Origin of the sequence: Pseudomonas sp. B6001 (assembly GCF_013386015.1) — a bacterium.
Taxonomy (GTDB): domain Bacteria; phylum Pseudomonadota; class Gammaproteobacteria; order Pseudomonadales; family Pseudomonadaceae; genus Aquipseudomonas.
In genome coordinates this window covers 59,910-72,267 of record NZ_JACAOX010000027.1, presented here as the reverse complement: position 1 = coordinate 72,267, position 12,358 = coordinate 59,910, and the positions used below count along the sequence as shown (strand labels likewise).

The following is a 12,358-nucleotide window of genomic DNA, read 5'->3' as shown; positions in this document are numbered from 1 at the left end:
ACGCCACTGTGAAACTTCGTACAAGAACCTTCCCCGTCGATAGCGGATTGGTTAGCATCGCCATCCCCTCGAAGGATCATCCCCCATGACTATTCGACAGCGAAGCGCGTGTGACGACCCGGTGCTGGGTGCACTGTGGGAACGCTCGGTGCGCGCCACCCATGACTTTCTCAGCGAAGACGACATCCAGCGCCTGCTGCCCCTGGTACGCGACTGCTACCTGCCGATGCCCGCACTTGAAGTGTGGGTGTACGAAGATGCCCAAGGCATTGGCGGCTTCGTCGGCACCGGCGGCAATAATGTCGAGATGCTGTTTATCGACCCGAACCGACGCGGCCAGGGCATCGGTCGCCAGTTGCTGGACTTCGTCCGCGCCCGCCACGACACCCTGCGGGTCGACGTGAACGAGCAGAATCCACAGGCCGTGGGTTTCTACCTGCACTATGGTTTTATCCAGACCGGCCGCTCGCCCGTCGATGGCGAAGGCAAGCCCTTCCCCTTGTTGCACATGGCACTACCGAACGACTGACTCTCACCTGAAGGTATTGAACAATGTTGATCAAGAAGACCCTCACCACCGTTGCCCTGCTCGCTTCCCTGCTGGGCGCCTCGGCCGCGTTTGCCCACGCCCACCTGAAAAGCTCGGAGCCTGCCGCCGACAGCAGCGTCGCCGCGCCCAAGGACCTGCGCCTGACGTTCAGCGAAGGCGTTGAAGCGACCTTCACCAAGGTATCCCTGAGCAAGGACGGCACCGAAGTCGCGATCAAGGGCCTGGAAACCCCGGACGCCGACAAGAAAGTATTGGTGGTGACACCGGCCGCACCCTTGGCCGCCGGCACCTACAAAGTGGTGTGGAACGCGGTCTCGGTGGATACCCACAAGAGCAACGGTGAATACAGCTTCAAGGTCGGCCAATAATCCATGGCCACCCTGCTGGTGCTGTGCCGTTTCCTGCATTTCATCGTCGTGCTGTTGATGTTCGGGGCCTGTGTGTTCAGGCCCTGGCTGCTGGGCGCGGGACCGCAACCGGTGCTGGACCGCCAACTGTCGCGCATCACCCAAGGGTTGGCGTGGCTGGCATTGGTGTCGGGGGTGGCGTGGCTGCTGTTGATCAGCGCGAGCATGGCCGGTGTCGGGCTGGGCGCGCTGGAATGGTCGACCGTGCAGTTGGTGCTGGGCAAAACCTTCTTCGGCCAGGTCTGGACCTGGCACTTGCTACTGAACGTGCTGCTGGTTCTGGGCCTGATGACGCCGTGGAAAGCGTTGCGCCTGCCGCTCTGTGCATTGCTGCTGGCGACACTGGCACCGGTGGGCCATGGCGCCATGCTCAATGGCATGGCCGGACAGTTGCTGATCCTCAATCAGGTGGTGCACCTGGTGTGTGTCGGTGCCTGGCTGGGCGGCCTGCTCCTGCTGGTGTTGATCCTCAGGCAATCGCCCCGCTATCCGTTGGAACCGATCCTCAAGCGCTTCAGTGGCATCGGTTATGGCCTGGTGACAGGGCTGCTGGTGACCGGATTGATCAACGTGCGGGTGCTCACCGGGCAGTTCTGGCCGACGCCCTTGTTCACAGGGTTCGCCCTGATCCTGTTGATCAAGGTGCTGCTGGTGTTCGGCATGCTCGCCCTGGCGCTGCTGAACCGCCTGCGGATTCACAACTGTGAGCAGCGGCTGCCTGCCTTGAAGGCCAGCGTGATGATTGAATGGTTACTAGGTGTTTCAGCGGTAGCCGCCGTTTCGCTGCTTGGCACCTTGCCGCCCATGGTTGCAGCGGGATAACTCCTTCCCCCCTGACTCCCTTCACGCAGGGAGTCATCGTATAACTTTCGATTGACATCCCCCTGAAACCTCGCAAATATCGCCCTCAATGTTGTACGACAACGTATAACAAAAAATAAAAACAACAAAAAGACAAGGGAGCGTCACTGTGAGCCAACACGTCCGCCATTTCTCCGGCACCACCCGTTTTGCCGCCATCGGTTTGAGCAGCCTGGCCTTTACCCTCCCCGCCACCGCCTCGGCAGAAGGCTTCATCGATGACGCCACCGCCACGCTCAACCTGCGCAACGCCTACTTCAACCGCAACTTCACCAACCCCGCCTACCCCCAGGGCAAGGCCGAGGAGTGGACGCAAAACTTCATTCTCGATGCCAGGTCCGGCTTCACCCAAGGCACCGTCGGTTTCGGCCTGGACGTGCTGGGCCTTTACTCGCAGAAACTCGACGGCGGCAAAGGTACCGCCGGCACCCAACTGCTGCCGACCCGCAGCGATGGCCGCCCTGCCGATAACTTCGGGCGCCTGGGCGTGGCGCTGAAAACCAAGCTGTCGAACACCGAATTGAAAGTCGGCGAATGGATGCCGGTACTGCCGATCCTGCGCTCGGATGACGGCCGCTCACTGCCGCAAACGTTCCGCGGCGGCCAGGTAACGTCCAGGGAAATCGCCGGCCTGACCTTGTATGGCGGCCAGTTCCGCGGCAACAGCCCGCGCAACGACGCGAGCATGGATGACATGTTTCTCAACGGCAAAGCCGCATTCACCTCGGACCGCTTCAACTTCGGCGGCGGCGAATACACCTTCAACGACAAGCGCACCCAGGTTGGCGTGTGGTACGCCGAACTCAGTGACATCTACCAGCAACAGTATTTCAACCTGACCCACAGCCAGCCCGTGGGCGACTGGACCCTGGGCGCCAACCTCGGGTTCTTCACCGGCAAGGAAGACGGCAAGGCCCTGGCCGGCGACCTCGACAACAAAACCGCGTTCGCCCTGCTCTCGGCCAAATACAAAGGCAACAGCTTCTATATCGGCCTGCAGAAACTCACCGGCGACAGCGCCTGGATGCGGGTCAACGGCACCAGCGGCGGCACCCTGGCCAACGACAGCTACAACGCCAGCTACGACAACGCCAAGGAAAAATCCTGGCAGGTGCGGCACGACTTCAACTTCGTGGTACTGGGCATTCCCGGGTTGACCATGATGAACCGCTACATCAGTGGCGATAACGTGCACACCGGGGCGATCACCAATGGCAAGGAGTGGGGCCGTGAGTCGGAGCTGGCCTACACGGTACAAAGCGGTCCACTGCGGGACCTGAATGTGCGCTGGCGCAACGCAACGATGCGCCGGGATTTCAGTACCAACGAGTTTGATGAAAACCGGATATTCATCAGTTACCCGCTGTCGTTGTTATAGCGGTTTACAAACAACCGGAAAGGCTTTTGTGGCGGGGGAGCTTGCTGTGGGGAGAGATTGCTGTGGGGAGGTAGATTGCTGTGGCGAGGGAGCTTGCTCCCGCTGGGCTGCGCAGCGGCCCCAAAATCTTGGGAGCGCTTCGCACTCCAGCGGGAGCAAGCTCCCTCGCCACAGCAAGCTCCCTCGCCACAGTAAGCCCTCTTGCCACAGCAAGCTCCCTCGCCACAGGACAGCGATGAGCCTCTATCAACTTCGACCAATAGTGCGTTGACAAGTGTAGGAAACCCTAAGGATACTTCGGATCAGTCATACGACAACCTACAACAATAACGGGATCACCATGACCACCACAACCGCCCCTACCCCGTTCAACCGCTTGCTGCTCACCGGTGCCGCCGGTGGCCTGGGCAAAGTCTTGCGCGAACGCCTGCGTCCTTACGCCAAGGTACTGCGCCTGTCGGATATCGCCGACATGGCCCCGGCCGCTGACGACAGCGAAGAAGTATTGCCTTGCGATCTTTCCGACAAACAAGCCGTGCACCAACTGGTGGAAGGCGTCGATGCGATCCTGCATTTCGGCGGCGTATCGGTGGAACGCTCGTTCGAGGAAGTGCTGGGCGCGAACATCTGCGGGATCTTCCACATCTATGAAGCGGCGCGCCGCCATGGGGTCAAGCGCGTCATCTTCGCCAGCTCCAACCACGTGATCGGCTTCTACAAGCAGGACGAAGCCCTCGACGCCCACTCCCCGCGCCGCCCCGACAGTTACTACGGGCTGTCCAAATCCTACGGCGAGGACATGGCCAGTTTCTACTTCGATCGCTATGGCATCGAGACCGTCAGCATCCGCATCGGCTCCTCGTTCCCGGAACCCCAGAACCGCCGGATGATGCACACCTGGCTGAGCTTCGACGACCTCACCCAACTGCTCGAACGCTCGCTGTACACACCGAATGTCGGGCATACCGTGGTCTACGGCATGTCGGATAACCTCGATGTGTGGTGGGACAACCGCTTCGCCGCGCACCTGGGCTTCACCCCGCGGGACTCTTCCGAAGTATTCCGCAAACAGGTGGAAGCCCAGCCGATGCCCGCTGCCGACGACCCGGCGCGGGTGTACCAGGGGGGCGCGTTTTGCGCCGCCGGCCCGTTCGGTGACTGACCACAGACCAACCCAAGGGAATGAGTGGCCATGCAAGCAGAACTGATTGTCGACGCCCGCAACGCCGTGGGTGAATGCCCGGTGTGGGTACCCGGGGAAAACGCCCTGTACTGGGTGGATATTCCCACAGGCGAACTGCAACGCTGGAACGCCACCAGCGGCCAGGCGCAGGCCTGGAAAGCTCCGCAGATGCTTGCCTGCATCGCCCGCACCTCAGCGGGCGATTGGGTCGCGGGCATGCAAACCGGGTTTTTCCGGCTGACGCCCCACAACGATGGCAGGCTCGACACTGCGCCCCTGGCCAGCGTCGAGCACGCCCGCCCGGACATGCGCCTGAACGATGGCCGCTGTGATCGCCAGGGCCGGTTCTGGGCCGGCAGCATGGTGCTGAACATGGCCGAGAATGCGGCCGACGGTGCACTGTACCGCTACGAAACAGGCCGGGCGGTTCACACCGCACTCAACGGTTTCATCACCCCCAACGGCCTGGCCTTCAGCCCGGACGGGCGCACGATGTACCTCTCGGATTCGCACCCGTTGGTCCAGCAGGTCTGGGCCTTCGACTACGACATCGACAGCGGCACGCCGTCCAATCGGCGGCTGTTTGTGGATATGCACCAGTTCCTCGGCCGCCCCGACGGAGCCGCCGTGGATGCCGAAGGTTGCTACTGGATCTGCGCCAACGATGCCGGGCTGGTCCACCGCTTTACCCCCGACGGCCGTCTCGACCGCTCACTGGCCGTGCCGGTGAAAAAACCCACCATGTGCGCCTTCGGTGGCAGCCGCCTGGACACCCTGTTCGTCACCTCGATCCGCGACGACCACAGTGCCCAGTCGCTGGCCGGCGGCGTGTTTGCCCTCAACCCCGGGGTCACCGGATTGCCGGAGCCCACCTTCATCCTCTAGCTGCATCGCTGTGCCTTGAATAAAACAATAACAAGACTGGAGAGACACCCCATGGACTTCAAACGCACTTTGCTCCTCGCCGCACTCCCCTTCACCTTCGTCTTCGCCGGTGCCGCCCACGCGCTGGAAATCAAATTCGCCGACATCCACCCCGCCGGCTACCCCACCGTCGTCGCCGAAGAACAGCTGGGTAAAACCCTGGTGGCCGAAAGCAACGGCGGCCTGACCTTCAAGATGTTCCCCGGCGGCGTGCTGGGCTCGGAAAAGGAAGTGGTGGAACAGGCCCAGGTCGGCGCGATCCAGATGGCCCGGGTCAGCCTCGGCATCGTCGGCCCGGTGGTGCCGGACGTGAACGTGTTCAACATGCCGTTCGTGTTCCGCGACCAGGTGCATATGCGCAAGGTCATCGACGGCGAGATCGGCGATGAAATCCTCGCCAAGATCACCGACTCCGAATTCAACCTGGTGGCGCTCGCCTGGATGGACGGCGGCACGCGCAACCTCTACACCAAGAAACCGGTGCGCAAGATCGAAGACCTCAAGGGCATGAAGATCCGCGTGCAGGGCAACCCGATCTTCATCGAAACCATCAACGCCATGGGCGGCAACGGCATTGCCATGGACACCGGCGAGATCTTCAGCGCCCTGCAGACCGGCGTGATTGACGGCGCGGAAAACAACCCGCCCACCCTGCTGGAACACAACCACTACCAGAACGCCAAGTTCTACAGCCTGACCGGCCACCTGATTCTGCCCGAGCCCATCGTGATGTCGAAAATCACCTGGAACAAGCTCACCCCCGAGCAACAGGTGCTGGTGAAGAACACCGCCAAGGCCGCGCAGATCCAGGAGCGCGAGCTGTGGGACGCCAAGTCTGCCAGCAGTGAAGCCAAGCTCAAGGCCGCCGGTGTGGAGTTCATCGACATCGACAAAAAACCGTTCTATGAGGCCACCGCTTCGATCCGCGACAAGTACGGCGCGCCTTACGCCGAACTGATCAAGCGCATCGAAGCCGTCGAGTAACCCTTTTTCCTCTCATAGATAAGGCCCGGCGCGGTCGGCATCGACGCGCCCGGTTACGGTGAACGCCATGAAGAATTTACTGCTGCGCATCAACGACCGCATTTACATGAGCTGCATCTGGATCGCCGGCCTCGCCGTTCTCGGCGTCGCGCTGATCATTCCCTGGGGCATCTTCGCCCGCTACGTGCTCGGCACCGGCTCCAGCTGGCCGGAGCCCACCGCTATCCTGCTGATGCTGGTGTTCACCTTTGTCGGCGCCGCCGCCAGCTACCGCGCCGGGGCACACATGTCGGTGGCCATGGTCACCGACCGCCTGCCGCCCGGCCAACGCCGAATCGTCGGCATCGTCTCACAATTACTGATGGCAACCATCTGCCTGTTCATGACGATCTGGGGCAGCAAATTGTGCCTGTCGACCTGGAACCAGTTCATGAGCGCCATGCCGACCTTGCGGGTGGGCATCACCTATATGCCGATCCCGATCGGTGGCTTGCTGACCCTGGTTTTTGTGCTGGAAAAACTCCTGCTGGGTGACCAGAGCAATCGTCGGGTCGTGCGCTTCGACCTGGTTGAAGAAAGTGAAGGGGCTGCCTGAATGGACGCATTGATTCTGTTGGGCAGCTTTATCGCCCTGATCCTGATTGGCATGCCGGTGGCCTACGCCCTGGGGCTTTCTGCGCTGATCGGCGCGTGGTGGATCGACATTCCGTTCCAGGCCCTGATGATTCAGGTGGCCGGCGGGGTGAACAAGTTTTCGCTGATGGCGATTCCGTTCTTCGTGCTGGCCGGGGCGATCATGGCCGAGGGCGGCATGTCCCGGCGCCTGGTGGCGTTTGCCGGGGTGCTGGTGGGCTTTGTGCGCGGCGGCCTGTCCCTGGTGAACATCATGGCCTCGACGTTTTTTGGCGCGATCTCCGGCTCGTCGGTGGCCGATACGGCGTCTGTCGGTTCGGTGCTGATTCCGGAAATGGAACGCCAGGGCTATCCCCGTGAATTCGCCACCGCCGTCACCGTGAGCGGCTCGGTACAAGCCTTGCTGACGCCTCCCAGCCACAACTCGGTGCTCTACTCCCTGGCGGCGGGCGGCACCGTGTCCATCGCCTCGCTGTTCATGGCCGGCGTGGTCCCGGGCCTGCTGATGAGCGCCTGCCTGATGGTGCTGTGCCTGATCTTCGCGAAAAAGCGCAACTACCCCAAAGGCGAAGTGATCCCCCTGAAACAGGCACTGAAAATCTGCGCCGATGCACTGTGGGGCCTGATGGCCATGGTGATCATTCTTGGCGGGATTCTGTCGGGCATCTTCACCGCCACCGAGTCGGCGGCGATTGCGGTGTTGTGGGCGTTCTTCGTGACCATGTTCATCTACCGCGACTACAAATGGAGCGAGCTGCCCAAGCTGATGCACCGCACGGTGCGCACGATCTCCATCGTGATGATCCTGATCGCGTTCGCCGCCAGCTTCGGCTACATCATGACCCTGATGCAGATCCCGGCGAAGATCACCACGATGTTCCTGACCCTGTCGGACAACCGCTACGTGATCCTGATGTGCATCAACGCCATGCTGCTGTTGCTGGGTACGGTGATGGACATGGCGCCGCTGATTTTGATCCTCACGCCGATTTTGCTGCCGGTGATCCTGGGGATTGGCGTCGACCCGGTGCACTTCGGCATGATCATGCTGGTGAACCTGGGGATCGGCCTGATCACCCCGCCGGTGGGTGCGGTGTTGTTTGTGGGGGCGGCGGTGGGCAAAGTCAGCATCGAGAAGACCGTGAAGGCGTTGCTGCCGTTTTATGGCGTGCTGTTTTTGGTGCTGATGGCCGTGACCTACATTCCGGCGTTGTCGTTGTGGTTGCCGGGGTTGGTGTTATAAGCCCCACACTGCGTGTAGCGAGGGAGCTATTGTGGAGAGGGAGCTGCTGTGGCAAGGGAGCTTGGTGTGGAGAGGGAGCTTTCTGTGGCGAGGGAGCTTGCTCCCGCTGGAGTGCGAAGCGCTCCCGCTTTTCTTGGGGCCGCTCCGCAGCCCATCGGGAGCAAGCTCCCTCGCCACACAAGCATTCATCATTCAATAGGTCTGCTGACACTCATGATGCTTGAACTCGAAGACAACCTGACCCACCTGACGCTGGCGCCAGCGTTGGGCGGGAGTATCGTCAACTGGACAGTACGCAGCAGCGGCCAGCCGTTGCTACGCCACACCGATCGACAGGCGCTGGCCAGCGGCTTGCCGGGGAAGCTTGCGTGCTTCCCGCTGGCGCCCTGGTCGAACCGGGTTGCCGAAGGTGGCTTTGATAACCCATCAGGGTGGTTGGGACTTGAGCCCAACAGCCCGCTGGACCCGCTGCCAATTCATGGCAGTGCCTGGCAACAGGTGTGGCAGGTGGTCAGCCAGACGTCAGACGAAGTGGTGTTGCAACTGGACAGCAGCACACCCTTTGCGTATCGCGCCGAGCAGCGGGTTCAGTTGAAGGGCGGCAAGTTGAGCATCACCTTGCGCGTCACGCACCTGGCGGAAACGGCGACGTGGCACGGGCTGGGATTGCATCCGTATCTGCCCCGCAGGCCGGGCACGCAATTGCAGGCAAAGGCTTCGCAGGTATGGATGAGTGATGCGGCGAAATTGCCGACAGGGCTGGCTGCCGTACCCGCCGAGTGGGATTTTCAACACCCAGAATCGTTGCCCGAGACACTGGTGGACAACGGTTTTTGCCCGTGGGATGGGCGCTGCGTCATCCAGCAGCCAGACCTGGGTTACACCCTGGAATGCCAGGCCACCGGCAGCGACTATTACCTGCTGTATTGCCCGCCGGGGCTGGATTTTTTCTGCTTCGAGCCGGTGAGTCATCCAGTGAATGCCCATCACCTGCCGGGTAGGCCGGGATTGAAGCTGTTGGAACAAGGCCAGTCGGCAGAACTCAGTTTCAGCCTGCAATACAAAACCCTCTAACAACACAAAACCCATGTGGGAGCGGGCTTGCTCGCGAATGCGGTGGATCAGTCAACACATCTGCGACTGACACTCCGCATTCGCGAGCAAGCCCGCTCCCACATTTTTGATCTCCATTGTGTCTTAGGGAGGGGTGTTTTTCAGGCGCCCCGCCGTGTCGATACTCACCACCACCGATAACCCCGGTCGCAGCCGTTCACTCTGCTCCTGCCCCGGATCCACGGTAATCCGCACCGGCACCCGCTGGGCGATCTTGACGAAGTTGCCGGTAGCATTGTCCGCCTGCAACAGGCTGAACTCCGACCCGGTCGCCGGGGAAATGCGCTGCACCGTGCCGTGAAACTTGCGGTGGTCCAGGGCATCCACGGTAAAGGTCACCGGCTGGCCAACCTGCACGTTGTCCATCTGGGTTTCTTTCATGTTGGCGATCACCCACAGCTGGTTCGGCACCAGCGCCATCAACTGCGCGCCGCTGTTGACGTAGGCCCCGAGGCGCACGCCAATCTGGCCCAGTTGCCCGTCACGCGGGGCGATGATCCGGGTGTTCGACAGGTCGATACGCGCCAGCTCCACTGCCGCATCGGCACTGGCCACCGCCGCCTCCAGCGAACCGCGATTGACGATCACTGTCTGCAAATCCTGCCGGGCGATTTCCAGATTGGCCTGGGCCTGGGCCACGGCCGCAATGGTTTGCGCATTGGCGGCGCGGGTCACGTCCAGCTCGCGTTTGGACACCGACCCATCGCTGATCAACTCCTCATTGCGGCGCAAATCCGCGGTGCTTTTGCGGGCCTGGGCCTGGCTGTCCATCAAGGCCGCCTGACGCAGCTTGATGGTCGCCTCGGCGCTGTTGCGTTGCTGCACCACATTGGCCAGGGACGCCTGCTGCACCGCCAGTTGCGCCTGGGCCTGATCAAGGCGCTGCTTGTAGATACGGTCATCGAGGCGCACCAGCAAATCCCCGGCCTTGACGTACTGGAAGTCCGTCACCGGCACTTCATACACGTAGCCGCTGAGCTGCGGCCCGATGATCGTCACCTGGCCGCGCACCAGGGCGTTTTCGGTGGTTTCCACGGCGCTGCTGAAGGGCGGCAACTGCCAGGCGTAGAGCACGATCAGCACGCCGATAATCGCAATCGCGGCAAAGCCCATGGAAGAGATGATGCGCACCCGCAAGGAGCGCGGTTCGGTGGCCGGCATGCTCGGCGGCGCGGTGCCTTCCGGCGTGGAAGCGATGGCGTTGGTGGTGGTCGTCGTCGGTTCGGTCATGAAGAAAGTGCGCCGCTGGGTTGAACGGGAGGCGCTGCACTGGCGGCAGCTTTAGTGGTACTCATCAGCCAGAGGCTGCGGATAAAGATCCAGATCATGGTGAGTATGGCGATGATCGCGATCAGCATGAACACATCGTTGTAGGCCATCACATTCGCCTCGCGGGTGGCGGCCGTGGCCAGGCTGCGAATGCCCATGAGGTTGCGCAGCTCGGGGTCGGCGATCACCCCGCCATAGGCCGAGCCGCCGCTGGCCACCCGTGCGGCCACACGCGGGTCGAGCAGGGTCAGGTGTTCGACGATCATGCTGGAATGGAATTTCTCCCGCACGATCTGGAACGTACCGAGCAATGCCGCACCAATCAGGCCGCCGAGGTTCTGGCAGATCCCGAACAGCACCGAGAAACTCACCAGGTTCCTGGGGTTGGTCAGTACGTTCTTCGTGCCCAGGACCATGGTCGGCCCGAGGAAGAACGTGCCGCCAAAGCCTAGCAGGAACTGGCTGATGTACATGTTTTGCGGGCGCGTGAGGTTGCTGGAGAAACTGTCCATCACCGAGCCCACGGCCATGAAGGCCAGGGAGATGATCAGCGGCATCAGCAAATGCGCGGGGTTGATGGTCAGCGCGCTCACGGCCAGGCCGGCAATCGCCCCCGCCAGCATCACCCAATACAGCGTGCGCATCTGCTCGTTGCTCATGTTCAGCATCTGCATGAAGCCCACGGCGCCGGTGGACTGCTCCGAGAGCACCATGCGAATCAGCACCACCGCCAACGCCAGGCGAATCATCGCCCCGCTGCCCAGCCAACGGGTCATCAGCAACGGGTTGGAGCGGTTATGTTCGATGGCCAGGCCGGCCATGATCAGCACCAGCGAGCAGGCCGAGGCGATACCGATCCACGGCGCTTCCAGCCACCAGTCGATACGGCCCAGGGACAGCACCGCGCAGAGCAAGGCAACGCCGGTGGCGAGGATGGCGAAGGTCAGGAAGTCGAGTTTTTCGAAGGTCTTGAAGCGGTCGCCCGGGGGCAACTTGAGCAGGAATACGCAGCCCAGGCAGGTCAGGGCCATGCCCAGTTCGAACAGGTACAGGCCGCGCCATTCGGCGATTTGCAGCAGGTCTTCGGAGAACAGTCGGGCCAGGGGCAACGCCAATTGCGCGGTGCCCAGGCCGAGCACCAGGGCCTTCATCCGCCACTTTGCGGGAAAGGCCTGGATCATGTAGTACAGGCCCAGGGAACTGAGGGCGGCGCCGACCATGCCGTGGGCCGCGCGTACGGCGATGGCCGAGCTGAGGTCGTTGACGAACAGGTGGCCGAAGGTGACCAGGGCGTAGAGCACCAGGAACACTTCGGTGAACGCACGCAGGCCGAATTGCTGGCGGAATTTTACCAGCAGCAGGTTCATGGAGACGTTGGTCATGACGTAGGCGGCGGGGAGCCAGGCCATCTCGGCCGTCGTGGCCCCCAGGGCGCCCTGGAGGTACACAAGGTTGGCGATCACCAGCGAGTTGCCGAGGCCACCGGTGATTGCCACGAGTACGCCAACGAGGGCGTAGGCCCAGCGCTTGCGGGTGGAATGCAGCGGCGTCGACGGCGAGCCCGGCAGGCTCGGGCGCTCGTGGGGCTGCCAGGTGTGGGGGGTGTATTTGTCCATTCGGTGGCCTTGATGACCGGCGTTTGGGGCCGGTGGAACGGTTACTCAGGGAGTAGTAAACCTGAGTGGAGTTCAACTTGCCATCCTGGGAGGGATTTGGGCGGTTGGGGTGTATATCCGTTGCTGCGGTAACGGCTGCTTATGGTTCCGCTCTTACAGCGGCTCACTTCTTAACAGCGCAAAAGTAAGCAAAACGC

12 protein-coding genes are annotated in these 12,358 nt (G+C 62.0%); 10 read left to right on the top strand and 2 right to left on the bottom strand.

What is annotated here, in order from left to right:
- The first annotated feature begins 85 nt into the window (after positions 1 to 85).
- The 10 genes from HX821_RS26050 (at position 86) to HX821_RS26005 (ending at position 9,237) form a co-directional block, all read left to right on the top strand.
- Positions 86 to 529 (top strand): GNAT family N-acetyltransferase, encoded by a 444-nt coding sequence (locus tag HX821_RS26050; protein ID WP_087694483.1) that lies wholly within the window; start codon positions 86 to 88, stop codon positions 527 to 529.
- A 23-nt stretch (positions 530 to 552) separates the two neighbouring features.
- The gene (gene copC, locus HX821_RS26045) at positions 553 to 918 is read left to right on the top strand and encodes a copper homeostasis periplasmic binding protein CopC (protein WP_003207825.1); all 366 of its coding nucleotides are present in this window, start codon (positions 553 to 555) and stop codon (positions 916 to 918) included.
- 3 nt (positions 919 to 921) lie between these two features.
- On the top strand, positions 922 to 1,779 hold the full coding sequence (gene copD, locus HX821_RS26040) for a copper homeostasis membrane protein CopD (protein ID WP_003207822.1): 858 nt from the start codon (positions 922 to 924) through the stop codon (positions 1,777 to 1,779).
- Between the two features lie 148 nt (positions 1,780 to 1,927).
- Positions 1,928 to 3,196: an OprD family porin gene (locus HX821_RS26035; protein WP_102369547.1), complete on the top strand. Its 1,269-nt coding sequence runs from the start codon at positions 1,928 to 1,930 to the stop codon at positions 3,194 to 3,196.
- Between the two features lie 340 nt (positions 3,197 to 3,536).
- Positions 3,537 to 4,358 (top strand): NAD(P)-dependent oxidoreductase, encoded by an 822-nt coding sequence (locus tag HX821_RS26030; protein WP_003207819.1) that lies wholly within the window; start codon positions 3,537 to 3,539, stop codon positions 4,356 to 4,358.
- A 30-nt stretch (positions 4,359 to 4,388) separates the two neighbouring features.
- Complete coding sequence (locus HX821_RS26025; protein ID WP_003207816.1) at positions 4,389 to 5,264, top strand: SMP-30/gluconolactonase/LRE family protein; 876 nt, start codon at positions 4,389 to 4,391, stop codon at positions 5,262 to 5,264.
- Between the two features lie 51 nt (positions 5,265 to 5,315).
- A complete protein-coding gene (locus HX821_RS26020; RefSeq protein WP_102369548.1) occupies positions 5,316 to 6,287 on the top strand; it encodes a TRAP transporter substrate-binding protein in 972 nt (323 codons plus the stop codon).
- A 67-nt stretch (positions 6,288 to 6,354) separates the two neighbouring features.
- Positions 6,355 to 6,882: a TRAP transporter small permease gene (locus HX821_RS26015; RefSeq protein WP_003207813.1), complete on the top strand. Its 528-nt coding sequence runs from the start codon at positions 6,355 to 6,357 to the stop codon at positions 6,880 to 6,882.
- The gene (locus tag HX821_RS26010; RefSeq protein ID WP_003207810.1) at positions 6,883 to 8,163 is read left to right on the top strand and encodes a TRAP transporter large permease; all 1,281 of its coding nucleotides are present in this window, start codon (positions 6,883 to 6,885) and stop codon (positions 8,161 to 8,163) included.
- 213 nt (positions 8,164 to 8,376) lie between these two features.
- Positions 8,377 to 9,237 carry an aldose 1-epimerase gene (locus HX821_RS26005; RefSeq protein ID WP_177036792.1) on the top strand — a complete coding sequence of 287 codons (861 nt, stop codon included), beginning with the start codon at positions 8,377 to 8,379 and terminating at the stop codon, positions 9,235 to 9,237.
- A 123-nt stretch (positions 9,238 to 9,360) separates the two neighbouring features.
- On the opposite strand, the gene HX821_RS26000 is transcribed toward HX821_RS26005, so the two are convergent.
- Both HX821_RS26000 and HX821_RS25995 read right to left on the bottom strand, forming a co-directional pair.
- Positions 9,361 to 10,506, bottom strand: coding sequence for an HlyD family secretion protein (locus tag HX821_RS26000; RefSeq protein ID WP_003207807.1), 1,146 nt, complete (start codon positions 10,504 to 10,506; stop codon positions 9,361 to 9,363).
- Positions 10,503 to 12,161, bottom strand: a complete 1,659-nt coding sequence (locus tag HX821_RS25995; RefSeq protein WP_003207803.1) for an MFS transporter — start codon at positions 12,159 to 12,161, stop codon at positions 10,503 to 10,505. Before HX821_RS25995 ends, HX821_RS26000 begins: the two co-directional genes overlap by 4 nt.
- Positions 12,162 to 12,358: the final 197 nt, after the last annotated feature.